General features: G+C 53.0%; 24 protein-coding genes. 5 read left to right on the top strand and 19 right to left on the bottom strand.

Going from position 1 to position 24,873, the window contains the following annotated elements:
• Positions 1-51: 51 nt before the first annotated feature.
• Together G3M78_04620 and G3M78_04625 are read right to left on the bottom strand one after the other, a co-directional pair.
• On the bottom strand, positions 52-2,181 hold the full coding sequence (locus G3M78_04620) for a DUF1926 domain-containing protein (GenBank protein ID QPJ64710.1): 2,130 nt from the start codon (positions 2,179-2,181) through the stop codon (positions 52-54).
• Positions 2,182-2,343: 162 nt separating this feature from the next.
• The gene (locus G3M78_04625; protein ID QPJ64711.1) at positions 2,344-4,080 is read right to left on the bottom strand and encodes an ABC transporter ATP-binding protein; all 1,737 of its coding nucleotides are present in this window, start codon (positions 4,078-4,080) and stop codon (positions 2,344-2,346) included.
• A gap of 348 nt (positions 4,081-4,428) precedes the next feature.
• On the opposite strand from G3M78_04625, the gene G3M78_04630 reads away from it, so the two are divergent.
• Together G3M78_04630 and G3M78_04635 are read left to right on the top strand one after the other, a co-directional pair.
• The gene (locus G3M78_04630; GenBank protein ID QPJ64712.1) at positions 4,429-4,827 is read left to right on the top strand and encodes a flagellar protein FlaG; all 399 of its coding nucleotides are present in this window, start codon (positions 4,429-4,431) and stop codon (positions 4,825-4,827) included.
• Between the two features lie 44 nt (positions 4,828-4,871).
• Complete coding sequence (locus G3M78_04635) at positions 4,872-5,114, top strand: hypothetical protein (GenBank protein ID QPJ64713.1); 243 nt, start codon at positions 4,872-4,874, stop codon at positions 5,112-5,114.
• A 77-nt stretch (positions 5,115-5,191) separates the two neighbouring features.
• Here the strand turns inward: G3M78_04635 and G3M78_04640 are convergent, their stop codons facing one another.
• From G3M78_04640 to G3M78_04695, 12 genes are all read right to left on the bottom strand, one after another.
• Positions 5,192-6,124: an NAD(P)-dependent oxidoreductase gene (locus tag G3M78_04640; GenBank protein QPJ64714.1), complete on the bottom strand. Its 933-nt coding sequence runs from the start codon at positions 6,122-6,124 to the stop codon at positions 5,192-5,194.
• Between the two features lie 187 nt (positions 6,125-6,311).
• Entirely contained in the window at positions 6,312-7,823 is a 1,512-nt protein-coding gene (locus G3M78_04645; protein ID QPJ64715.1) for a tetratricopeptide repeat protein, read from the bottom strand.
• Positions 7,824-7,920: 97 nt separating this feature from the next.
• Entirely contained in the window at positions 7,921-8,427 is a 507-nt protein-coding gene (locus tag G3M78_04650; protein ID QPJ64716.1) for a pentapeptide repeat-containing protein, read from the bottom strand.
• Between the two features lie 78 nt (positions 8,428-8,505).
• On the bottom strand, positions 8,506-10,002 hold the full coding sequence (locus tag G3M78_04655; GenBank protein QPJ64717.1) for a hypothetical protein: 1,497 nt from the start codon (positions 10,000-10,002) through the stop codon (positions 8,506-8,508).
• 41 nt (positions 10,003-10,043) lie between these two features.
• Complete coding sequence (locus G3M78_04660; protein QPJ64718.1) at positions 10,044-10,949, bottom strand: tetratricopeptide repeat protein; 906 nt, start codon at positions 10,947-10,949, stop codon at positions 10,044-10,046.
• Between the two features lie 30 nt (positions 10,950-10,979).
• Complete coding sequence (locus tag G3M78_04665) at positions 10,980-12,107, bottom strand: MCE family protein (protein ID QPJ64719.1); 1,128 nt, start codon at positions 12,105-12,107, stop codon at positions 10,980-10,982.
• A 9-nt stretch (positions 12,108-12,116) separates the two neighbouring features.
• Complete coding sequence (locus tag G3M78_04670) at positions 12,117-12,923, bottom strand: ABC transporter ATP-binding protein (protein QPJ64720.1); 807 nt, start codon at positions 12,921-12,923, stop codon at positions 12,117-12,119.
• Between the two features lie 15 nt (positions 12,924-12,938).
• Complete coding sequence (locus G3M78_04675; protein QPJ66766.1) at positions 12,939-13,733, bottom strand: ABC transporter permease; 795 nt, start codon at positions 13,731-13,733, stop codon at positions 12,939-12,941.
• A 58-nt stretch (positions 13,734-13,791) separates the two neighbouring features.
• Positions 13,792-14,127, bottom strand: coding sequence for an STAS domain-containing protein (locus G3M78_04680; GenBank protein ID QPJ64721.1), 336 nt, complete (start codon positions 14,125-14,127; stop codon positions 13,792-13,794).
• 4 nt (positions 14,128-14,131) lie between these two features.
• A complete protein-coding gene (locus G3M78_04685) occupies positions 14,132-14,572 on the bottom strand; it encodes an ATP-binding protein (GenBank protein ID QPJ64722.1) in 441 nt (146 codons plus the stop codon).
• Positions 14,573-14,695: 123 nt separating this feature from the next.
• The gene (locus tag G3M78_04690) at positions 14,696-15,004 is read right to left on the bottom strand and encodes a hypothetical protein (GenBank protein QPJ64723.1); all 309 of its coding nucleotides are present in this window, start codon (positions 15,002-15,004) and stop codon (positions 14,696-14,698) included.
• Positions 15,005-15,026: 22 nt separating this feature from the next.
• Positions 15,027-16,022 (bottom strand): cytochrome-c peroxidase, encoded by a 996-nt coding sequence (locus G3M78_04695; GenBank protein QPJ64724.1) that lies wholly within the window; start codon positions 16,020-16,022, stop codon positions 15,027-15,029.
• Positions 16,023-16,182: 160 nt separating this feature from the next.
• On the opposite strand from G3M78_04695, the gene G3M78_04700 reads away from it, so the two are divergent.
• Entirely contained in the window at positions 16,183-17,880 is a 1,698-nt protein-coding gene (locus G3M78_04700) for a PP2C family protein-serine/threonine phosphatase (GenBank protein QPJ64725.1), read from the top strand.
• A gap of 3 nt (positions 17,881-17,883) precedes the next feature.
• Here the strand turns inward: G3M78_04700 and G3M78_04705 are convergent, their stop codons facing one another.
• The 3 genes from G3M78_04705 to G3M78_04715 all read right to left on the bottom strand — a co-directional run bounded on the left by G3M78_04705 (position 17,884) and on the right by G3M78_04715 (position 20,710).
• Entirely contained in the window at positions 17,884-19,635 is a 1,752-nt protein-coding gene (locus tag G3M78_04705) for a hypothetical protein (protein ID QPJ64726.1), read from the bottom strand.
• An 89-nt stretch (positions 19,636-19,724) separates the two neighbouring features.
• Complete coding sequence (locus tag G3M78_04710; protein QPJ64727.1) at positions 19,725-20,195, bottom strand: hypothetical protein; 471 nt, start codon at positions 20,193-20,195, stop codon at positions 19,725-19,727.
• Between the two features lie 14 nt (positions 20,196-20,209).
• A complete protein-coding gene (locus tag G3M78_04715; GenBank protein ID QPJ64728.1) occupies positions 20,210-20,710 on the bottom strand; it encodes a YajQ family cyclic di-GMP-binding protein in 501 nt (166 codons plus the stop codon).
• A 192-nt stretch (positions 20,711-20,902) separates the two neighbouring features.
• Between G3M78_04715 and G3M78_04720 the strand changes: the two genes are divergently transcribed.
• Both G3M78_04720 and G3M78_04725 read left to right on the top strand, forming a co-directional pair.
• A complete protein-coding gene (locus tag G3M78_04720) occupies positions 20,903-22,036 on the top strand; it encodes a glycosyltransferase family 4 protein (GenBank protein ID QPJ64729.1) in 1,134 nt (377 codons plus the stop codon).
• A 453-nt stretch (positions 22,037-22,489) separates the two neighbouring features.
• Positions 22,490-23,557 (top strand): PAS domain-containing sensor histidine kinase, encoded by a 1,068-nt coding sequence (locus G3M78_04725; GenBank protein ID QPJ64730.1) that lies wholly within the window; start codon positions 22,490-22,492, stop codon positions 23,555-23,557.
• 44 nt (positions 23,558-23,601) lie between these two features.
• On the opposite strand, the gene G3M78_04730 is transcribed toward G3M78_04725, so the two are convergent.
• Both G3M78_04730 and G3M78_04735 read right to left on the bottom strand, forming a co-directional pair.
• Positions 23,602-24,054, bottom strand: coding sequence for a DUF488 domain-containing protein (locus G3M78_04730; protein QPJ64731.1), 453 nt, complete (start codon positions 24,052-24,054; stop codon positions 23,602-23,604).
• A 63-nt stretch (positions 24,055-24,117) separates the two neighbouring features.
• On the bottom strand, positions 24,118-24,849 hold the full coding sequence (locus tag G3M78_04735) for a hypothetical protein (protein ID QPJ64732.1): 732 nt from the start codon (positions 24,847-24,849) through the stop codon (positions 24,118-24,120).
• Positions 24,850-24,873 lie beyond the last annotated feature (24 nt).

Raw genomic sequence — 24,873 nt, forward strand, 5'->3', positions numbered from 1 at the left:
TTCCATTGCGATTGAGCAGAACGACTCAATTTGAAAGGGCCTGTCAGGGCCTTATTCGCTGATCGACAGTTCGATAGAAAAATAGGCGCTGTCCCCCGGCGCCAGTAGAAGCGGCCAGCTTGCGAACAGGCAGGAGCCTTGATAGGAACTTTCAAAACCGTCTTCAGACTGCGACACGGTCTCCACAGGGTAGCGCCACAGCCGCGCGGGCGAACCCAGCGCCAGATTCACCTGAAAGCCCGACCAGTCGTCGCGCATGCCGAAGGATTCCACGTCCTTTAAATCCTCTGAGCTTATCAGTCGCGCATCCTGCAAGCGTCGTCCGGGGCAGACGTAGTATCGGTCCGGCGCGTCTCCCGCCAGCAAGGTCAGATTCAATTCCACGCCCCAGCGCAAATCAATCTTCTCGTCGCCGTCATTGCTCAGCAGATAATGCGCAGAGAGGAAGGCGCCTTCGTTCGGAACAAAAAAAGTTTTCTGCAAGACGACCTGTGTTTGCTTGCCCTGAGGCAGACTCAGGCGAGCCGTTCGTTCCAGTTGCAGAGACAGGGCGTTTGGTTTTTTGGGCTGAATCGTATAAGGACGCCCTGCAAAATCGCCCAGCTCTTCATAGCGACAGGTCTTGAAGTTTTCAAGGTCGACTGTGGGATCAAGGAATCGGTCGAGAAACGAATAGCGTCGCCAGGGATCATAGATCAGCTTGTCTTGCAGATTATCTTCCTTGCATCGCACGCGGTCGTGAATGGATTGAGGCGTGGCGTCGGCGTCGGAGCTGTCATGCCCGATCTTGGCAATAGCATGATGATAGCTTTCGGGTCGACGACGCAAAACATCAGACAAATTAAAACAGCCCTTGCGGTGATCCAGTTCAAACAAGGCGCCGCCGTAAGTCGGAGAGAAGTAAGCGCTCAGGGACTGCTGGCGCATGAGAATTTCCGCTCGCCCGTCCAGATCATAATCCCTAGTTTCCAGAGCGGGTCCTTCGCCCATAACCTGATCGACGAGGGTCTCCGCCGCGATCAAATGCCGGTAAAGAGCGTGGCGCAGATAGTTCAGGTACAAACCGCCAAACAGTCCGTGCCACAAGGCGCAATTGCATTGACCCTGATACAGTTCGCGCAGGGCCTCAGCTTTTTCCGGAGCGTCCGCCGGAAGCGCGGCGACGCGTTGACTGACGTAGAGGATTTTTTTGTGCAGGAGATTGCTCTCGTCGTATTTGGTCAAAAAATTATTCCAGATACCGCCGCGCAGGAAAGGCAGGGCGGCGGAGCAGGAGTCGTCGGTGCGACCCTGCAAATCTTCTTTAACCGCATGCAATCGCTGGCTCGCAGATACGGGCAAGGCCCATTCCATCATTTCATCGTAAGAGGCCGGAGGAAGATAGACCCGGTCGGTCGGCGGGCCGGCGTCGAGGCGTTCGGAGAAGGTCGCGGTCTGCAACCAGTCCTGATTGTCTTCGAGAGCCGTAAAGAAACGCTTGAGCCATTCTTCTTCGTAGACCCATTGATAAGTCTCCGGCCAGACGCCAAATTTTTCTCCATCGTCGGCATAGACCAGCGCCGTTTTACCGCGCTCTACAGCTTCGCGAAACAGCGCCAGGGTTTCTTCCGGCTGTTTGAAGGGGATGGCGTAGCGAAGATATTTCTGAATCGGGAAGACCTTGAGAGCGACGCCCTTATGCTCGGTGATGTAGTAACCGTCGAGACTTCCCTCTTCCAGTCCGGCGTAATGAAAATGCGCGTCGTCCACAACCGTGTATTCCAGACCCGCCGCCGACAGGATTTCGGGAATCTCCGGTTCCCAGATGCGTTCCGTCAGCCATGCCCCGCGCGGTTTTGCGCCGATGTTCCGTTCGAGAAAATCATTCATCATTTGCAATTGGCCGACGGCGTCGCGGGTCGGAAGGATGGAAAGGATCGGTTCGTAAAAACCGCCCCCGAGCAATTCCAGTCGCCCGGCCTGAACCAGTTCGCGCAGGAGGTCGAGAAAGTCGGGTTGGTTTTTTTGTATCCATTCCAGCAGAGGGCCGGAAAAATGCGCCGCTGTTTTCAGCGCTGGAAAGGTTTTCAATATCTGAAAATAAGGTTCATAGGCGTTGCGAAAGCAGGCTTCGAAGACATGATCGAAATTGCCGACCGGCTGATGATTATGGACGCAGAAACTGAATTTTATGGGCGACATTTTTTTAATAAAGTTTGTGGTGGAAAGCAAGTTCCCGGCAGGCCGGGAAGCGTTTTCATGATGCGCTAAATCAGTTGTGTTGGCAAGGGGATCGGCGGCGCTGAACGTCGCTACTTTCTAACCGTATTCGAAACGTGGGGAGGATGCGTTGCGCCTACGTCTTTATTCCGCGATATCCGCTTCCAGTTGTTTGGTGGCGTAGAGGTGGTAGTAGAGATTTTCGTTCGCCATCAGGGACTGATGGTTGCCGACTTCGACCACATGGCCCTTGTCGATCACGACGATCTTGTCGGCGTGGTGGACGGCGCTCAGGCGATGCGCGATGACGACGGTGGTTCGTCCCGCTGTCAGCGTTTCGAGAGCTTCCTTGATCAAGGCTTCGGACTGGTTGTCGAGGGAAGAAGTTGCTTCGTCGAGCACCAGAATTTTTGGATTCTTCAAAAAGGCGCGGGCGATGGAGATGCGTTGGCGTTCTCCGCCGGAGAGTTTCACGCCTTTTTCGCCAACGAGGTGATCGTAGCCGTCTTCGAGATTCATGATGAAATCATGCGCGTTCGCTTGTTTCGCGGCGTGGATCAATTCCTCTTCTGTCGCGTCCAGTTTGCCATAGAGAATATTTTCGCGAATGGTGCCGCCGAACAGATGCGTCTCCTGCGGAACCAGAGCGAACTGATCGAGAAAAAATTTAAGATCGATTTGTTTGATGTCGGTTCCATCGAGTTTTACTGCGCCGCTGTCCGGGTCAAAAAACCGGAGCAGGAGTTGCACGATGGTGGTTTTCCCGGCGCCGCTGGGGCCAACCAGGGCCACGTTTTGCCCCGGCTTTATATCGAAGTCGACGCCTTTGAGGATGGGAGCGTCTTTATCGTAACCGAATTGAACGTTTTCAAATTGAAGGCCGCCGTGGACCACGGCGGGCGTAATCGGATTCTCGCAATTGCGGACTTCCGTTTCAGAATCGAAGATTTCATAAACGCGACGCACCGCGCCGAGGGCTTCCTGCGATTGCGTGTAGATGCGAACGAAGGTGCCGATGGGACCGGCGATCACCAGCGCATAAAGAAAAAACGCGGCGAGTTCGCCGGGCGTGGTGGCGCCTTGCATGACCTGCGTTCCTCCGTACCAGATGAGCAGGGCGGACAAAAGAAAAGTCATGCACAGGATGATGGGACCGAAAGAAGCGGATATTTTCAGTTTGCCCAGTGAAATATCGAAACCGTCGTTGATCTCTTTTTGGAAGCGCTGGTTTTCGTAAGGCTCGCGACCGTAGGATTTCACCACTTTAATGGAAGACATGGTCTCTTCGAGGACAACAGAGGCTTTCGCCATTTGGTCCTGCACGCCAGCGGCGAGTCCGCGCAGACGACGTCCAAAGATGCGCGCGCCAATCATCAAAGGCGGTAATACGAGCAGGATCAGGCCGGTCAGTTTCCAGTTCAGATAGAGAATGATAATCAATGCGCCGAACAGGGTGATGGTCTGGCGCAGTACGGCGACGGGAATCGCGACGAGCGCGTTTTCGATGGTGGTGATGTCGCCGCTCATTCGGGAAAGGATTTCTCCGACCCGGCGCGATTGAAAAAATCGCAGGGACAGCGTTTGCAGATGCGAGAAAAACTTGATGCGAAAATCGGCGGTGATGCGTTGACCGACAAAGCCGAATATATAGTTATGCGTTACAGAAAAAGCCGCCTGCAGAAGAATGATGGCGCCCAGCTGAAAAGTCAGCGTGTTCAGGACCTCGGAGTCTTTCAGAACAAGCACGGCGTTGATCATGTTTTTGACGATCAAGGGGAGTAGCAGATTGATCGCCGAGGTCAAGGTCAGACAGAAAAACGCAAAGGCGATGATTTTTTTATAGGGTTTGGCGAAGGCCAGAATTTTCGCAAAATCTTTCATTTATAGGTATCCGGCGCAGACGACGCTTGTTTGATCAAGAAACGCCGTAGTGCGTCTGCAAGGTTGCTTTTTCAGATTAAAAAATTATCCATCTTACCGGTTCCCCTGGGCCAATTCAAACTTTTAATCTGCAAAAAAGTTGATTTTCTTGTAGTTACCGGAAAAACAGGGGGATTTGGGGAAGTGGATTTTTGTAAAAAAATATTTTTTATTTCCTAAAGTTTTGCCGGGGCTCACCGTTAAGAAGGAAGCATAAAGTGCCTAAAAATCAGATCGGCAATAAAAGCGCCATAGAATCGCTTGGTTCGCCGACAGGTTTATTAATAACTTAGGCAATCGAGGGAGATCATGGACATTGAAGTAACAAAAACAACTGGAAACGCGCCTGTAGAGGCGCCTCGGCTCAGTTCGTCCACTGCAAAGCCCGCTCCGGCAAAGGCTCCTGCGGTGAATGTCCAAACTTCCGAAGTGGAAGACTCAGTATCTTTGTCTAAAGAAGCAAAAAATGCGTTGACCCAATCGGAAGTTAACAGGGCTGGGAAACAAGGTTCAAAAGAAGCGGTAAACACCGAATCAGGCAGTTCGAACACCCCCTCTTCGGTGGAGAGGAAACTTTCAGTCACGGATGACAATCAGGTCGTTTTAAAAATCATCGACGGCAAGACACAGAAGTTGGTCCGTCAAATTCCAGCTGAAGAAGTGGTGCGTCTTAAAGACGCGATGCGGAATTTTATCGATAGATTGTAGGCGGGAGCCGGTTCTGTCATTCAATCCAATGAAAGGGGTTTGTTATGGAAATCAATAGTTTGGGAAATTCCGCGTCGTTTTCGCGAACCAGCGCTGATGCGGCGAAAGTGGAAAGCGGCGAAGCCAAAAGTCTGAACTCTAACGTCAGCGAAACAAGCGGCGGCAACCGGGAAGCGGAGACCAGTCCGATTCCTCCGGTCAACCCAACGGCGAGCGCGCCCTCCGATGAAAGTTCGGTATCCAGTGAACAGGGCGGCAATGGCGGATTGATAGATATATCGGCCTGAAGAGCGCCGAAGCAGAAAAGCCCCCGCCGATTGGCGGGGGCTTTTTCATTTTCAGCAGGAATACTGAATCCCTGACGTTACCAGTTCTGAACGTTGCGGTCTCCGCCATACTTGGACTGCAGGTCAAAGATCAGCTTGATGTATTCTTTGATGCCTTCCTTACCCTGGAACTCGACACCCAGATCCTTGGCGGCCTGAGAACTCATCGGCACGCCCGCCTCGCCGCGAATGCCCTCGATCTCGCCGAAGGAATCGACAATCTCCACGATCATTTCGCCCAATTCCATGTTCTGGATATGACCGTCAATGAGGTGGTAGATCTTGCCCGAGGCTTCGGGGTTGCCCAAAACCTTGCAGATCGCCTGGCAGACCGAGTCGACGGATACGTATTTGGTGCTTCCTTTCAAATCCACGTTGTAGTTCGTCGCCAGATAATCCACGGTCTGGAACCATTCCGACTTGTCGATTTGTGGGCGCACCCCGTAGACCGTTACCGGACGCAGGATATTGATGTCGAACGCGCGGCTTCGGTAATAATGGAAGCAAAAGGATTCGATGGATGATTTGATGGAGCCGTAAAGCGATGCAGGTCGGACCGGATGGGTCTCGTCCAGCGGGTTCTCTTCGCTGACCGTCGGCAGAATATCGCCGAAGACGGCGCAAGCGCTCATGAAGACAACCTGTCGCACGCGCGCACGTTTGGCCTCTTCGAGCAGATCAAAACTGCCGTTGACGTTGACGCGCACCAGCTCGTCCGCCGTTTGCACCGGACCGGGGAAATGCGCCAGATGGATCAGCGCATCGACGCCGTCGACCAGTTTGGTGAGCGATTCGCGATCTTCCAGCCCGCCGATGACGTAGTCCACATCTTCATAAGGTTTCAAATGGTCGAGCAGGCTTTCCTCGCGGATGAGAGCGCGGATTTCGTGGGGTTCCCCTTCGCCTTCCGTCAACTGCTTGATCAGATGTGAACCCACCATGCCGGTGATTCCCGTTAAAGCGATTTTCATTCCTTCATCTCCCTAGAAATATGATGGTATTCCGCAATGTTCCGGTCGTCTGGAATCTGGAAAATACAATGTCTCAGCGAATTCCCTGTTTGCGTCGCATCTGCAATTGCATGACAACGACGAAAATTTAATGAATAGAGCATTATGAAAACAGGGGCAGGGGAAGTCAAGGCCTTTGACCATTATTTCAGCGAACTTCCGGCAATTCCTGTATCTGTTCCATTCTGGCGCGTTCCCTATACTCACGGGCCTGTTCGAGAGAGGGGTTGAGATCGAGAGCGGCTTGAAACTCTTTCTCAGCGAGTTCCCACTCCCCCACAGTGTAGTAATAGCCGCCCAGACTCAGGCGTCCTTTGGCGTAATAGGGGTTGATGCGCACCGATTCGCGAAACTGTTCGCCCGCTTCCTCAAAGCGTTCTTCGCGGAAATAGGCGACGCCGAGATAGTCGTGCATCAGATAATTGTTCTGAGTGACCGCCAGGGCTCTTTGAAACAGGCTTTCGCTGTTCTTCCAATAGCTCGCCTGCTTCTGCGCCATCAGCGTCAGGCACAGGAGGATCGAGAGACTGAACGCGGCGATCCATTTTTTAGATCGCGCTTCGAGTTCCGCCAGACGACCGAGCGACCAGCACAAGGGGATGGACAGGCCGATATAGGCGAGGTAGCTGTAACGGTCGGCGATGGAGTGAGCGCCGATTTTCACCAGACCGACGACGGGAAGCAGGGCGATCAGAAACCAGAGCCATCCCGCCAGTGCCCAGGGAAATGCGCGGGCATAACGAAATGCGGCGAAGGTGATCGCGGTCAAAGCGGCGAGCGCAAGCAGGGCCAGCGGCGCCGAGTATCCGGCCCGAAAGGGATAGAGCGGGGCGAGTTGCAGGGGCCAGAAAAACTTTTCAATATAGTCGGCGTAGTTGAGAAGCACATGCGCGAGGCGACCGACCAGGGGCAGATCGGTCACCGCTCCGGCATGGCTCTGGGCGTACATGGCGAGCGCGGAGCCGATGATCGAAAGAATGAAGAGAGGAATTTTTTCTACGAGACATTTGAGAAAGAAACGGCGCATCTCCGGCGACTTCCACGATCTGTCCGGGTAACGGTTCAGGGGCCAGAAGTCGAGAATCAATAAGATCAAAGGAAGAGCGATCAAGGTCGCTTTGGCCATCAAGCCAAGCGTCATGCAAAAAAAGACGACGGCTTGCATCCCTCTGTTCGGCTGACGGGCGTATCGCGCATGGGCGATCATGGCGAGTATCCAGAAAAAGGAACTCAATAAATCTTTGCGCTCCGAAGCCCAGGCGACGGATTCCACATGCATGGGGTGGACGGCGAATAGTATGGCGACACCGAGGCTTTCGTAAAAGCGGCGCGTGGCGGAATAGAAAAACAGGAAGAGCAACGAACAGTTGAACGAATGCAGGGCCAGGTTGACGGCGTGCGTCGCGCCGGGTTCCAAGCCGAATAATTGCGTGTCCAGCATATGCGACCACCAGGTCAGCGGGTGCCAGTTGCCCTGCTCGAAGGCGTTCCAGCCCCAGCTGAAACCTTCCCAGGTCAGACCCTGCGCGACGAAAATATTTCCATAAACATAGACGGGATCGTCCCAGCCGACAAAATCGTGTTGAACGATTTGAAGGAAAACGATGAGCGTGAGGGCGAGTAGAATGCTGAGAGCGCGGATCACGGGGGAATCCTGCATGGGCGGAGAAATTTTCTCTGCCGTCGTTAAGGGGGCGTTGTTACAAAATCAAATACGGAAGATCGTGAACTTTAAATGATAGCTCGCTTCCTGCCGATTATTTTCGGAGGCCCTTGACCTTGTCGAGTCGGGCTTTGTTGAAACTGGCGCCCAGGGTATTGGCCGCAGTGAAATCGGCTCCGGTGAGATCGGCTCCAAAAAAAGAAGCCGCTCCCAGTTCGGCGGCGCCCAAATTTGCCTGCTTCAGATTGGCGAAGGACAGGCTGGCTTTTTTAAGGTCCGCGTCGTAGAGGCTGGCGCCGGTCAAATTCGCCTTGCTGAGATTGGCGTTCCTCAGGCAAGTCCGGTTGAGCTGGGCGTTTTTCAAATTCGATTCGGAAAGATCGGCGCCGGTCATGTCGGCCCGGTCGAAACAGGTCTCCGACAAAAAGGCTTTATTGAATTTTGCGTTGACCAGGGAAGTGTCCTTGAAATTCATGCGGTGCAGGGTCATTCCGCTGAAATCAAATCCATCGAGGTCGAGGCCGGAAAAATCCTTGCCCACCATATGTGGACGCTCGCCGCGCAACATTTCGCGGACTTGAGCTACTGATACGCTTGCCATGTCTAAATTTATCTATTGAAGGTCAGTAGTGACAAAAACAGGTCATTAATTTAACAAGGCTTGCAGGCAAAAACAACTTTATTGCAAATCGCCCTTGAGGCCTGTCTTCTGTCTCTGGCGCCATTCCCAAATGAGAACGCAATAAAAGGGCAGGTACTCGAACCAGGGAATCCAGGCGACATAGGCGTCGAGATTCTGATAGTCGAAATAAAAATCCAGATAATAAAAACCGACCAGACCGGTGAGAAGGAGTCCCGAACGCAAGGGATAAAAGCACAGGAAAGGAACCGACCAGCACAGGTACCAGGGGTTTTGCACCGGACTCAAAAGGAACACCAGCGCCATGATAACGAACAGGGATTGCAGGCTCGCTTCGGTCGAGGTTTTTCCCCTTTTGAAAAAATAATATCCAACGGCCGATAGCAGAAGGATGGCGACGGTGAGCTTGGCGGCGAATTCCGGGAGTCGGTATTTTTCGAAGAGCAGGAGCTTCGGGTCGAGTTGGATTGCGTCGCTGTAAAACCATGCGATCAGCGCGAAGATGCTGTCGTTGTTTTGCCAGTAGGCGGTGAAGGTGTTCAAGCCGGTGAACATCTTCATGCCAATGTCCATGAAGGGCAGATAGCCGAGCAGGACGATGAAGCCGAACAGACTTGTGAGACCGATAACGCGTTTCCAGTCGACCGTCTCGCTCCATGCGAATCGTTTGAGGTAAAGCGGCAGTAAGATCACCGGGTAAAGTTTGCCGAGTACGCTGAGACTGAGAAAGGCGATGGATGAGTATGCGCGCCGGGCGATGAAAAAATAAACCGAGCCGCAGAGAAAGGCGATGCCGATGATGTCGAGATGCGTCGAATTGAAGGTTTCTTTAATCACCAGAGGGCACCAGAAATAGACGGCGCACCAGTTGACGTTGCGTCCCAGCGCCTGCAGGGTGCGGATGATGAAGAACAGGGCCATGAGATCGAAGATCAGAAAGGCGCCGCGCAGAAGATAGATAGAATCTTCTTTCAGCATGGCGACGCCGCTGAAAACGAATTGCGCCAGCGGCGGGTAAATCGTCGGCACATCGGGATGGTTGATGCGATCAAAGTAAATCAGCGCGGTTTCGTTCGACCAGCGCAGAGTGTTGAGAAACTCCAGCTCCTTGCGGCTCGTTTCGTCGTAAGTGTTGCGGAAGGCGATGGGGTGACGGATGCGAAACTCAGTCGCGTAGCTGATATCTTCAGGCGAAAACTTGAAAGGGTTGATCTGATTGGCGAAGACCTTGCCGTCCCAGAGATAGCGATAGACGTCGTCCTCCTGAATCTGCTGGGCGGGAAAAATCGCGGCGCGAAAGATCAGACCGAAAGCGATGATGAGGCCCAGCATGCGCGCGTTGCCCGCCTCTTCGCGCAGACGCAGACAGGCGGCGGCGTAGAGCGCGAACAGCGTGAAATAAATCGCAAGGTAAGCGAGGATGGGTCGATCGGCATAACCCTCGCCCCAATTGAATTGCAGGGAAAGATACCAGACGGCGAGATACAGCAGGGTCGATGCGAAGCCGATCGCCAGGAAAAAGCGCGGGGTCTTCATGAGATCACGGAAGATGGATGGGGGACTTGTCAACGCTGGCGTCAGGGATTTTTCTGGGCCAGAGTGCCCTGACGTTCAATTTGCTCCACTTGCTGTTTTTCATTTTCAGCCAGCCGCTGGTAAATCTCAAGCAGACTTCGATGCACCTGAGGTTCGTCGTCGTTGATTGAAAGCGCGGTCCAGTAGCGGGTCAACGCTTCCTGATACATCTGAGTTTTTTTGTATAAATCGCCGAGGCGAATATACATATCCTTGCGATCCGGTTGCAAGGCCGAAGCGGCTTCGAGCAAATTGATCGCTTCCATGAGTTCATCGCGGCGTTCGTATTCGAGCGCCAGAGATTCCAGAAACGCCGGTTCCTGCGGGTCCAGCTCCACGGATTTGAGCAGGGCGGCATAGGCGTCGTCGTGGTTGGCGTTGCGCGCATGCAGGAGTCCCAGCCGGTTCCAGTTCCAGGCATGGTTGGGTTCCCGTTGCAAGGCGGCCTTGAATTTTTCTTCAGCCTCTTTGAGTTTGTTCTCGCGCGTCAGGTAATCGCCCCAAATGCCGAGCGGGTTGGGATTGTGCGGATTGCTGTCAGCGGCGGTTTCCAGTTCCTTGAAGGCACCGTCGACGTCTCCGCGCGCATAGAGGATTCCGGCGATGTTGATGCGCGAATTGGCGTCTTCGCCTTTAGCGAGAATGTTCCGATACTGTTCCAGCGCGGCCTCGGGTTTACCCGCATCCTGATAAGCGACGGCGAGGTTGTATTGCGCGAAGTAATTTTCGGGGTCGTCCTTCAGCGCAAGTTGGTATTCGGCGATGGCGTCGGTGTATTTTTGCTCGTCGTACAATTGCACGCCGCGGTTGTAATGGCTTTCGATGGGCGCGGGCACAACGACGCAGGCGTTCAGCGTCAGCGCCAGTCCTGCGCAAAGCATGTAATTTGAAAACTTTTGTTTCATCATATTACAAAATCATTCGTCCGTGGATGCGGATCAATTTGCAGGCGTTTTATCCAGTCGACGCATGCGAAGTTCTTTCTGTCCGGTAACCGGCGGAACGTAAGGCGCGGCCTTGGGCGGCGCTTCGTCGCCCTTGCGCACCAGTTTCCAGGGATTGCGTTGCAATTCGTCCGTCAGCTCTTTCATGTTCACCGATGTGGCCCGCAGATTATTCAACAGCTCTTTCAGGTTGCGTCGATTCTCCACCACCACGTGATTGCTTTGCTGAAGGGTTTCTTCCAGACTCGCCGTGGCCGAACTGATGTTCATGCTGATCTCATGCGTGTCGGTTTCCATGGTGCGGATGAGCCGGGTCACGCCGGGTCGATTGTCAGCCAGAAAGACCTGCATTTCGCGGGTCAGCTCCAGCGTTTGCTTGATGATGGCTTCCAGATTCTTGCCATTGTCGGACAGAATTTGTTTGGCGCCGGTCGAAGCCGAAGCCATTTCGGTGATGATGTGCTGTATATCTTTTTCGTTGTTGGTGAGCAGACGTGACAGGTCGTCGGAGGCCCGCGAAATGTTTTGCAGACTGCTACGAATCGCCGGACGGTTTTCGCGCACCACTTGATTGACGCTGTCCACGGATTTCTGCACGGCCTCCAGCGTCTTGCGCGAATCGCTGGCAAGCGCGTCGGTGATCTCGATGAAGCGAGCGACCTGCAGAACCACGTCGCCCATCATATCGCCGATCTTTGTGAACTCGAAAGATTCGACGCCGTTGAGGTATTCCTTGTCGCTCAGCGGCGGAGAACTTCTGGTTCCCGAACGGATGTCGATGTACATGCCGCCCATCAGGCCGGAAGTCTTGATCGAGGCGGTGGAATTTTTCTTGATGATGATTTTGGGGTCGATCTCCGCCACCACCATGACCCGGTCCTCGCCTTTTTCATCGGCGGTGTTGAACAGGTCGATATCGACGACCTTGCCCACGTCCAGACCGGAATAGCGCACCGGGGCGCCGAGCGCCAGCCCGCCGGTGAAGGGGAAGCGAATGCGCAGGGTTTTCTTTTCATGAAACATGTCCTGCAGGTTGCCCAGCGCAAAGATCATGGCGATGAGCGCAAGAATGCTGATGAAGATGAACAAGCCCGCTTTAACTTCGGATGATTTGTATTCCATATCTCAGGATCAGGTGAATTCCATTTCTTTCAGTTCTGCGCCGTAATCTTTCTGCGATTTGCTGAAGGGAATGGGGCCGTCGGGACTGCCGTTAATGAATTGCTGGACGCGCGGGTCCTCGCTTTGTCGTATGTCTTCCGGCGTTCCGGAAGCGATGATCTTTCCTTTGTACAGCATGATGATCTTGTCGGAGATACGCATCGCGCTGGGTATCTCGTGCGTGATGACCACGGAGGTGATGCGCATCTTCTTGCTGAGGTCCATGATGAGCTTGTCGATGACGCCGATGGAGATCGGGTCGAGTCCGGCGGACGGCTCGTCGTAGAAAACGATTTTTGGGTCCAGCGCGATCGCCCTCGCCAAAGCGATGCGCTTGATCATTCCGCCGGACAACTGCGCCGGTTTCAAATGATCCGCCCCCCGCAACCCCACCATCTCCAGCTTCATCTTGACCATGATCTGTATCGTGCTCTCGTTCAACTGCGTGTGTTCGCGCAGGGGCAGAGCGACGTTGTCCTCGACGGTGAGCGAATTGAACAGGGCGCCGCTCTGGAACATGATGCCGAATTTTTTTCGCACCCGGCTCAGGCCCTCGTGGTTCAGTTTAGTGATGTCCTCGCCGTCGATGATGATCTCGCCCTGATCCGGCTTGTAAACGCCGATGAGGTGCTTGAGAACGGTGCTTTTGCCGCTTCCGCTTCCGCCAATGATCGAGGTGGTTTTTCCCGTCTCAAAATGCGCGCTGAAATCGTCGAGAACGACCAGTTTCTTGTCGCCTTCGCCAAACGATTTATGTAAATGATTGACTGTAATCATAGAAGAGCGCGCCCGTCAGGTAAAGAAAAAGAATAATGCGGTGAAAATCAGGTCCGCGATGATGATTAAGATCATCGAAATGACCACTGCGGTGCGGGTGTTTTGTCCGACTTTTTCCGCGCCGCCTTCGATGATGAAGGCCATGTAACTGCCGATCATCACGATGATGATTGCAAAGACGCCGCTTTTCACCAGCCCGGTGACGACGTCCTTGACCTGCATGGCTTCCAGCGAGCGGTCGTAATACGCTATCGGGTCGATGCCCAGCGTGGTGACGCCAACGACGAAACCGCCGAGAATGCCCATCACGTCCGCCATGATCGTCAGACAAGGCAACATGATGAGGATGGCCAGAAAGCGTGGGGTGATGAGGAACTTGACGGGATTCAACGCCATCGTTTCGAGGGCGAGAATTTCGTCGGACACTTTCATGGTGCCCATCTCTGCGGTGAACGCCGCGCCCACCCGCCCGGCCATGACCAGCGCCGTCATCAAGGGGCCGAGTTCGCGCGTGACGGAAACGCCGACCAGCGCTCCGACGTAATCCAGAGCGCCCAGGCGTTCCAACTGCGACGCGGTTTGAAAGGCCAGGATCACGCCGATCAAAAAGGAGACGAGAAAGACGATGGTGGTGGACTTGACGCCCACCTCTTCCATCTGGGTCCAGACCGGTCGCCATTTATTCGGCTTGCCGCGAAACGGTTCGATGAAGGTGCAGTAAACTGTGGAACGGGTCAGATAATAGACCCCGCTGATTTCTTTAAAAAATTCTTCTGCCGCGCCCCAGCTACGGAATGCGCTCCGTCCAATATAACCAAAAAACGCTTTCACAATGATCGCCCTTCAAAAATTTGCAAACTCCCCTGGCTCAAGCTCCCTGCAGGGCCTCCTCCTTGGAGTCAAACACTTCAAAAACCGTCAACAGTCGGGCAATTTCAAAAACATCTTTTACGGTGGGACTCAGATTGGACAGGCGAAACTTTTTACTGCTGTTGTGGCTCCATTGCAATCCTTCGACCAGCGTCGCGATGCCGGAGCTGTCAATATAGGGGACTTTGGACAAGTCAACGATGATGGAGCGATCCATTTTGAACAGCGGCGCCAGAAAGTCGCGAACCTTGGGCGAGGCGCTCATGTCGATCTCTCCTTCGATGGAGACGGTGATGACGCCGTTGGTCTCTTCCTGCTCAAGCTGTAGACTCATGAAGCTAAACCACCCTTTCCCGTGTAGCGGACATTTCTTTTTTCATGTCTTTGGTCATTGTCAATAAGGTTCCCTTTTCCCGATTGGTGCAATAAGTCACGTTGTCCATGATTTGGTTGATGAAGAAAGTGCCGAGTCCCCCCGGTTTGACGTCGTCCAGACACCTGGGTTTGAACTCGGAGGCGTCGCATTGCTTGCCATAGTCGCGGATGCTGACCTCAAACACATCGTCTTCAATTTTGTAGCATATCTCGATGGAGTGACCGGTCTCCCCTTCGTAGCTATATTTGATGACATTGGAGCAGGCTTCGTCGACGCAGAGCGCCAACTTGCCAGCCAGTTCTTCAGGCGCTTCATAGCATTTGAGAATTTGCTGGAGCGCCTTTCGATTGACGCATAAAAAGCGCGGATCGCTTGGGATGGTGAGTCGTATGGGTTGTTTCATAACCATTCCTGAGAGATGGGAGTCCTGATTGATAGGGACTCCTTTCCGATAATTTTAAATTATTTGCGCGCCCTAAAAGTTTAATTTTTTCAAATAGTTATGTCAATCATTTTCGGGGAATCGTCAGCGGGCGGTTTTCAGCAGACCCACAGCCGCAAGGGCCAGCATGATGAATCCTGAAAAGGTATAAAGGTACAATCCCGTTGTGGTGTCCCCCAAAATATCGACAAAATAGGAGCGATTGAAGACAAAGCCCCAATAATAAACAAACATATACGATATCAGCAGGCCCAGGCGAAACCTCATGAACAGCATGCACAGGCAGATCAGAATAACAAAGATCAGAGCCTGTCCCATCGGCACCGACATGGTTTTATCCGCCAGAAACGCGGTGAGCGGGTCTCGAAAATCAATTTCATCCACATTGTTCACAGGCCGACTCCTTTGAACGGGTTTATGGTAATTCTACAAGCGTCGGTTCAATCGCTTCGCCTTCCAAAGCCTTCATAAATTCGACCAGGTCCGCTTTTTCCTGTTTGGACAGTCCCAGCGGGGTCATCATCGGCGAGCGGTTGGTCTCGACGTCGCCGCCGCGATTGTAAAAATCAATCACGTCCTCCAGCGTCGCCAGACTGCCGTCGTGCATGTAAGGGGCCGAGCGGGAGACGTGACGCAGTCCCGGCGTTTTGAAGGCGCCCTTGTCGTCTGGATTTTTAGTGACGTTGAAGCGACCCAGGTCTTCTTTCAACGGACCCTGATTTTTGATGCCAAGATTATGAAAGCCGCTGTCGGTGAAGTTCGGGCCATTATGGCAGAAGGTGCATCGGGCCTTGCCAAAATACAACTCCATTCCGCGCACGGCAGACTTCGACATGGCTTTCTTGTCGCCCTTCCAGTATTTATCGTAGGGAGAATTTTTTGAAATGATGGAGCGTTCATAGGTGGCGATGGCTTTTCCTATATTCGTCGGCGTGATTCCGGTTTTGCCGAACACGGTGTTGAATTTCTTCACATAGCCGGGGATCGCTTTCAATTCCTTGATCAACTCATCCATATTCTGATTCATCTCGACCTTGGAAACAATGGGACCCAAAGCTTGTTCTTCGAGCGTTTTTGCTCGACCATCCCAGAACTGAAAGTCAAAATAAGCGCTGTTGATGATGGTGGGACTGTGTCGCCCCAATTCTTTTTGCATGTCGCCAAGGGCGCGAGGCAGGCCGTCGCCCCAGCCCAAGCCCGGATTGTGGCAGGTGGCGCAACTGATCCAGTTGCTTCCAGAAAGTCGGGGGTCGAAATAAAGAGCCTTGCCAAGATTTTCTTTTTCCTGCGACCATGCGTTGTCGGCAGGGTGCGTCACTTCGGGTAGCGCTTGATAAACAGAATCCTCTGCGAATGCAAAGTTGGGCGCGATCAGGCAAATGACGAAGACAAAAATACTTTTCAGGTTCATTATTTTAACTCCAGAATGGATTTATATCTTTGTATTAGCGATGCTGATTTAGATTTATGTATGCTTTTATTCTAACAATTATTATGATGGACTTTAACGATTAATTTACCGCTTGCAGTGAATAATTTCACTCAACGGATTCGAGTCAGGAAATTTGAGCATGTCGTCTGAACCCCCATTTGAACCCCCATTTGAACCGGAATTTGAACCGGAATTTGAACCGGAATTTGATTCCATGAAGGATTTGCTTCTGGATATGGCTCAGGAGCGAAACTGGGACTCCTTGAGACGTTTGATTGAGCGACGTTTGTTAGAGAGACCCAAGGTGGCGATGGTGCGCCTGTGGCGACTGAAACCGGGCGATGATTGCGAGCGTTGCGCCTTGCGCGACGAGTGTCCGCAACATGTAGATTGCCTGCAACTGGAATCGTCTGCTGAAACATCTTCGCTGGAATCCGAGTGCGCGAAGGTCCCGGAGTTCTGCGAAGATTTGTATCGCCGCGTGCCCCTGGGGCGCCGGATGGTTGGGCGGGCGGGAGAGAGTCAACAGCTCCAGAAACTCATCAACATGCAAAACGACGCGCGCTGCGAAGACAGTCGCAACTGGGCGCGTGAAAAAAACGTTAAAGGGATGCTGGCCTTTCCTCTGGTTTTCAAGGATCGGCTGTTGGGCGTGTTTGCCATATTTCTTGAAATCGAACCCGAAGCGGACGGTTTGTCTGAAGGGCAGGTCTGGGGCCGCATTCTGGCGGATCATCTGGCCGCGGCGATTGCAAATGCCGAAGCCTTTCAGAAAATTGAAAGCCTGTCCCGCTTTGTTTCGGACAACCCCAACCCGGTATTTCGGGCGAATCAGGACGGCGCATTGATCTACGCCAATAGCGCGGCGCAAGCCTTGTTCGACAACTGGCAGGGCGAGTGCAATGATTTGCCGAGCGGCTTCTGTGAACCGCTGTCGAAAGCGTTGAAGTCTGGCAGGCAGGTGGAGCTGGAGTCGCGCAACCGGGGACGCATCTACAGTTTCGATATGACGCCGATTCAGGAGGAAGGCTACGTCAACGTTTACGGCAAGGATATTACCGAAGCCAAATTGGCGGAAGAGAAGTTGAGAATCATCACCGCCGAAAAAGAAAGCATGGAAAGTGAATTGCGTCTGGCGAGTCGCGTTCAGAATGATTTTCTTCCACAACATCCGCCATCGTCTCCGAATTATCGCTTTGCGGCGCGAATGACTTCGGCAAAATTCATCGGCGGCGATTTTTACGATTTCATTCGCCTGGGCACGCGTCTGGGAATCGTTATTGGCGATGTGGCGGGTAAAGGCGCCTCGGCGGCGCTGACAATGGCGAAGCTGTTGAGCGATCTGCGTTATGTTTCCGGCTCCGAAGACCCGTCGGATGCCTTGAATGCAGTGAACAAGGTCATGCTGGAGCGCTCCAGTCACGGCGTGTTTGCCACCCTGATTTTTCTGTATCTGAATCTGGAAACGGGAGCGATGAGGATTTCCAGCGCCGGGCACCTGCCTTTATTATTGAAGCGCGCCGGGCAAGGCAATATCGAAGAGTTTCCCGCGCGCGAGGTTCCCGTTGGCGTTTTGCCGGACACGGTCTACACAGTTCAGGAAACTGAATTGAGACCGGGCGATATGGCATTTCTTTTTACCGATGGCGCGATTGAAATCCAGAATCCCGCGGGCAAGCAATTTGGTATGAGTCGGCTTTCCGAATTGATGCATGGAAGCGTGGCGGATCCAGAAAGTTTTCTGGATTTGGTGAGCCTGCGTTTGAAAGAATATTCACGCGGAGGCGTCGCTCGCGACGACCAGACGCTGTTGGCGTTTCAGCGCCTGGCCAACTGACACTCAAGGTTGGCTGGTGTTGATGCCGCGCACGCTGTCGTGCGTGTCCCCGATAAATTCCATAGCAAAGCCGTTATTGCCCCCGGTTTCCGGGATGACGATGGCGCCCCAGATGCTGAGCAGGGTGACGTCGGGAAAGCCGCGTCCAGAAACGCCCGAGCTTCCGAGAAGCGATTTGGGGTTGGTTGCGATCGGGTGAACCAGAACCTGACCGCTCCCGTCGGACGTGCCGATCACAAAAGCGCCGGAGCTAATTTGCGTGGCGTTGACCGAGCTGTTGTTCGATCCGGTGATAAAGACTTGCTGGGTTTGCCCCGCCGATACTGTGAACTCCGCCGCCGCGCCATAGGCGCTTCCATCCCTCAAAACGGCGTGTACCTTGACGCCGATTACAGAATTCATTGAGTCGAGCGAAGGGTGCGAGACGGCGATGAAGGAGTAAGAGCTGTCGCTGGCCTGCCAGTAAGGCGAGATGACTTTGGCGTCGGGTCCCGCATCGTTAAAAAATTCAGTGGAGATGACGGAATCTCGAAACGCCGCCGTATTGGCCGCTGTCTGGTTGAGCGTTTTGCGATTGTCTGCGGCGCTGGCGTTGCCTTCGGCGACGCCCAGCACGGCGCCATTGTAGGTGGCGTCGGGGTTGGACCAGTATTGTATGCGCGTACAGGTGGAGCAACCGGTTTGCGTGCCCATGATGGTGCGGAAGTTATTGCTGGTGTCGATGTATCCATGATTGAAAGTGAACGGTGAGTTGTCCGTATTGTCGTTGGCCCGGTCGTGGCGCGCTCCCAAATTGTGGCCGATTTCATGCGTGAATGTGTGGTTGCTGATGCAGTCGTGATCGGTGACGGAGTAACCGAAGCTGGCGAAGGAACTGGACACGTTGGATTGCAGATAGGCCAGCCCGCACAGACTGTTGTCCCCCTGTATGAGAACGGCGACAAGGTCTGCGCCGAACTGGTTGCGAAGAGTGTGCAGGTTGCTGATGTTTCCCGCTTGCGCGTCGCTGAGTATGGTTGAAAAACTGGCTCCGTTTTCGTTGTAACTGAGTTCGGATTTGGCGACGACGCGAAGCCGAGGGACAATGCCGCTGTTAGATAATGAAGTATTGGCGAGGGATTCTGCCAGGTCGATCGCATTTTCCATCGCGGTGGTTCCGCCTGCATCGGCGCGGGCTTCCGGAGTGTAGACGACGAGAACGTCGATGATGGTGCCGTCGTCTTTTGCTGTCGATGGGGCGGCGTCTCCTGAAGATGCCGTGATGTGAATGGGTTCGCCGTCGCCGGAAAATCCATCCGCTCTCAGTTCTTCCACCCAGTGATTGGCGCCGTCATACTTGATTCGGTAAGAGCCTTGGGATGTTTCAATGTGCCCGATGGCAACGGAATCCTTGGCGACCATAGAGATCAGGCTTTTGGAATCGCCAGGCACATGCCCTCTCCAGGTCACGCTTCCGGACAGGTTCTCGTAAACGGAATCCAAAGCGCAGAGGATGGAGGTGTCGTCGAACAGGTTCAGGGTGACGTCGTCCATCGCATCCGACGAGGTTCCCGGCGGGGTCATGAGTTCCCAGTTGATCGAGACCGCGCGTGCGCGAGCGACTTCCGCCCCCATTTCTGGAAAGTCTCCGGAAATGTTGACGGCGGAAAATAAATCCGGTTGCCCGTGAGCAAGACTTGCCTGCGGAGCGGCGCCTGCCAGAAGAAACAGGCCGATTAAAATAAAATGTCTGAAAACAGAGGCTTTCGCGGCCATATCCGAATAAGTCAACAATAGAATAAAGAGATCTTATCTCTGTTATCGGATAAAAACTTCAGAAATGAACTGCTGGGGTGAAATTTTTTTCAGGGCGCGGGGATGGGCGCGCTGTCGGGCGGAAATTGGGAGGGGTTGATTTCTTCAATTCGGTGCGCGCCGTCTCCCAGATAGCGGATTCGGTACTGAATCGGGCCAAGGTAAACCGCGCCAACGAGAACCCCCTCCTTCATCGTGAGGGTGGCGTTGCCGGAAGATGGCGGCTCGATTCGGGCATTGACGATCCAGCCGCCGCCCTTGCTGGGGGTCGTTTCGGTCACGACGCAGGCGAGTTGAAGGTCTTCAAACAGATTGAGAGTGAATGCGGCGCCGACTGTGGGCGTCTGCGCATCGCCATTGAGGGCGGAGAATTGAACCTGCGCTGTGCGTGAGCGCAGGACTGGCGGAGCAAGGTCTTCTGCGCTTTCGATGGATAGGGGGTGGAACAGGGGCGCGGCGGCGGACGCGCTCTGGCAGGCGCTGAATAACAACAGCGTTGCGATCCACAGCCCGAGCCGCATGTGTCCCCGCGTAGTCATCTGTAATTGGTGAAGGACATGTGGATGCCGAAATCCTTGTCTTTAAGCAGGTTGATGGCTTCCTGCAAATCGTCCTTGTTTTTCCCCGTCACACGGACCTGATCGTCCTGAATCTGCGCCTGAACTTTTTTCAGACCCGATCCTTTAATGAATTTGATGATCTCTTTTCCCTTGTCCTGCGGGATGCCCTGTTGCAGTTTGATGGTCTGGCGCGCTGTGCCGCCGGAGGCCGCTTCCACAGCGCCGTATTCCAGCGCCTTCAAAGAGACGTTGCGTTTCACCAGTTTCCCCTGCAAAATATCAAGAACGGATTTCATCTTAAATTCATCATCCGAGGTCATGACGATTTCCTGGGTTTTTTGGTCGAGATTGATCTCGCTACAACTTCCTTTGAAGTCGAAACGCTGACGAATTTCCATCATCGACTGATTGATAGCATTTTGAACTTCGGCCAGATCGACCTCGGATACAATGTCGAAAGAACTGTTGGATGCCATGTAAGGAATATCTCCTGAAAAAATTTGATGAATGCAGATGCAAAATCGGCTAAGGTTTCAGCCGTTTCCAAAAAATGCAACGGGTTCAGCCCTGTGGGGTGACGGGTTTGATTATAAACCATCGACCTCAAATAGAAAATGATTCTTGAAACAAGAGCGCGCCGCGTTCGCGCGCATGGAGGATAAGGTATTTTGAAAATTTGCTTAACCGTCAACGCCTCGCCCTGGGCGGAGGTCAAGGGCGGCGGTCAGTTGGCCGTACATCACCTGGCCTGCGCATTGACGCGGCTGGATCAGGAAGTGCATGTCCTGTACTCGGCGACCCTCAAGGACATGGTCGCCCCCGATGTTCCGTATCGCATCCACTGGGTGCGTCATTTTGATTTTGCGACGCTCAACCCGGCGATCTTCACTTTCCCGCGCGCGCTGGAACTCCTGCTGGAAAAACGCCGCTTCGACGTGGTTCATGGCAATGGAGAAGAAGCGTTTTTTTTCGACCGGGTCTGTCGGCAGGCGGGCGCGCGATTTTTCTACACCTCGCACGCGCCCTTCATTCCGCGTCAGGGCTTTTTCAAAAGTCTGGCGAACCCCGTCTCGCTTTTGAAAACGCTCAACCCGCATCTGATGCGACAAGCGATACAGCGCGCCGATCAGGTGATTGTGTTCAGCGAATTTTCCAAATCCCTCATTGTGGACGCTCTCGGCCCGGCGAGCGCCGAACGCATCGAACTGGTATCGCCCGGCGTCGAACCCTCCTGGTTCGAGGTGAATCGCAACGGCGATACGGCGAATGATTTTATCTTCTGGGGCCGATTGGAAGCGGAAAAAGGCTTGCCGGAATTGATCGACGCTTTCAGCGCGATCTCGAAAGAAAACGACTCGGCGCGTCTGCATCTGGTGGGCGAAGGCAATTACGAAACCGCAAGTCGAGAACGGGTCGCCGCCCTCGGCTTGCAGGACCGAGTCTATTATCACGGCTGGATGCAGACCTGTCAGATCAAGGAACTGGCGAGCCAGTGCCGTTACGGCGTTTTCCCCTCCCGCATCGAGAGTTTTGGACTCGCGGTGGCGGAAGCGCAAGCCGCAGGACTGCCCAGCATCGCGACGCGGGCCGGAGCCTTGCCGGAATTCATCGAGGACAACGTCAACGGACTGTTGGTTGCGCCGCAGGACGCCGCCTCCCTCGCCGCCGCCATGCAAAAAGCCCTGCGCGAACCGGAAACGATGGAACGCCTCGGCGCCAGCGCCCGCGAACAGGCGAAAGAACGCTTCAACTGGGATCGCGCCGCCCAGCGCATTCTGGAACTCTACCGCGCCTCTCTTTAAGTCCTCTCTCGATTCATTTTCCTTCCGTAAATAAAGCCCGTCTAGTTTCATTCGGATCAGGAATTTAATCTGGAATCCGGCCTGATTGTATATTTTTATGGACTGCCAGGTTGAGTTAACCGGATGGTTCATTATATAATATCGAATAATCGATAATAGGACTTGATTACTTGCCCCAGTGGCGCTCCAATGGAACCAGAGTAAGGCGCTGTTCCAAGCTAGGGGGTCTCTTTGAACGGAGATCGTATGGCGGTTTCTGAGGGAATGGCGGCGCTGGAGAATTAAAGTTTGATTTTCGGGAGTTTCAGATTCATGTGAAGTAAGAGAAACACAAGACTCGTGTCAGGCGGGATAGTTACCGAAGTCAGTTTATTTTCGGTTTATATATGCGGCTTGACCGATAATATCAGGATGAAGGCATATCCCAGGTTTTCGTGTTGAAAAATGGTTGCCGTGAATCATAAAAAAATACTGGACGCTCTTCCAGAACACGTCGCTGTGATTCGTCCAGATGGTGAAATCTCTTATGTAAACCAATCCTGGTCTACGTTCTCTTCTGAAAATGGCGGCGTTGAGGCGCGCACCGGAGTTGGCGCCAATTATTACAAGGCTTGTGAGCAAGAGGCAAAAGAAGGTCGTAAAATCATCGCAGGCATTCAGTCCGCCGCCCAATCCTCCAAAATTTTCAGTTACGAATATCCCTGCGACTCTCCAACCGAAATCCGCTGGTTCAATTTGAATGCGAAATTGTTGAACGGCGTAGGAAACGATATCATCGTTTCGCATATTGACATCACTCAAAGAAAACTGCTCGAACAAAATCTTGAGCAGGCCAACCGGTTAAAATCAGAATTTCTGTCGATGATGAGCCATGAACTGCTCACCCCTCTCAATTCGATCCTTGGCTTTTCCCAGTTGCTTGATAGAAACTTTCCACCCGATTCTGCCGATCCCTCTAGAAAAAGTCTTCAGGTCATCCTGAGTTCGGGGCAGTATTTGTTCGAGATGATCAATGATTTACTGGATCTGACCAAAATAGAATCGAACATCATGAGAGTGAAGATCGATCTGATCGAGTTTTATCCAATCATTGACGCTGTGCTGGAGATGATGCAGGTGGAGGCGGATAAAAAGAATGTTTCCATCATTACTAACTTCAGCATCCCGCACAATCAAATGATCCTGGCGGATGGCCTGCGCTACAAGCAGGCGCTGATCAATCTGCTTTCCAACGCAATCAAGTACAATATACGCGGCGGCAGGGTCGATGTGGAAGCGAAACAGACGGGTTCGACCTTGCTGGTGTCGGTAAAAGATACAGGCATTGGCATTCCCTTTGGCAAAGAGGGTGAAGTGTTCGAACCTTTCAACCGCCTGGGCAGAGAGAATTCGGAGATCAAAGGCGTCGGCGTCGGTCTGTCGGTAACCCTTCGCCTGATGATAGCCATGAACGGTTCCATTCGCTTTGAAAGTTCAGAGGGAGATGGAACAACCTTTTTTCTCTCCATCCCAACCTGCTAGATTTTCGGGAAAAGCAGTCGCGCCTTGCTCTCAGAATGACTCCCTTACAGATGCTTGATATCTGCGGAAATTTTCAATTCTTTCTGCAAAAAATCAGCGATCAGACTGCGGTGACAATGATCGGGTTTGACGCCGCTACATAGAAAGCAGGCTCCGTCCAGAGAATCGGCGCTCAGCGTTTTAGCCGCCTTGCGCTCCTTCATCAGCGCCAGATACTTTTTTTTATACTCCGGCCAGTCGATGCGGTCCTTCCTGTAGGATTCGAACAATTCCTTCGAAGGCGCGAGGCATTCCAGATGCTCGTAATCGATACCCGCCAGCGCTTGTAGAAAATATTCCAGATCGTTTTTCTTGGCGAAGCCGGAAAGCTGGGAGACGTTGTTGAAACGCACGTCGATGACTTTCCTGACTCCATTTTTTTGCAAACGCTCGAAAAAAAATTCCGCTGAAGATTTGGTGAAACCGATCGAAAATAGTTTGATTTTCTGTGATGTCATTCCGGATTTATAAAGGTCGGTCTATAAGTTGTTAATGCCGTTCGGGCGGTTTACTCCCCTTAATCAAAAATCGCCCTTTTTGATATGAAAGATATCCGGCGCGGACGGGTCTGCAATATAGGACAAGCGCAGAGTCAGGTTGGGCGGGGCTTCGCCTTCCTTTATCGTGGGATTGGTCAAATGGATCAGGACCATTCGACCTTTCTGATCTTTGCCGCGAAATACAATGATGTTTCCATTTTTCAAGTCGGCATTGATCAATAAACCGTCTGGATCGAAACGTTGTCTGGAGAAAAAAGAACTCAAGGCGTTTGCCGTGTCGAGGAGACTTTGAGGTTTCACTGTGTCGTCAAAAGGCTGTCCCCAAAGAATATTCACGTTCATCAGGCGCTTCGATTGATATCCCAGGCTATAGATGACCTGAGCCTGACCTGACTCCGGGAGAAGGTTTGAAACCGCGACCGAAAGATTGGTTGTTTTTTCCGTGGGATGAACCAGCCGTTCAATATTCTTTTTGCCAATTCCAAAATCTTTGGAGATCGCCTTCAGCACGTCCTTTTCATTCATCCCGAAACTGGCGGAACGAAAGCCATCGACAACCGCCCATGCTTTAGCCGATTGCGAGGCGCTGGAATCGGATTGAGCCTCGACAATTCCGCCGCCGAGAACAAAGCACAGCAGGACGGGCGCGGAATATCTAAAAAACTTATTTAGAAAGTTGCGGGACATGCTTGTTTTCTCCAAAAAATGCGACAAGGTTTCGTTGCCTCCGGCAATGAGCGAGGCCGCGATCATGTTGATCAGGAATCATGCCTACAG

This window comes from Candidatus Nitrohelix vancouverensis, from assembly GCA_015698305.1.
Classification (GTDB): domain Bacteria; phylum Nitrospinota; class Nitrospinia; order Nitrospinales; family VA-1; genus Nitrohelix; species Nitrohelix vancouverensis.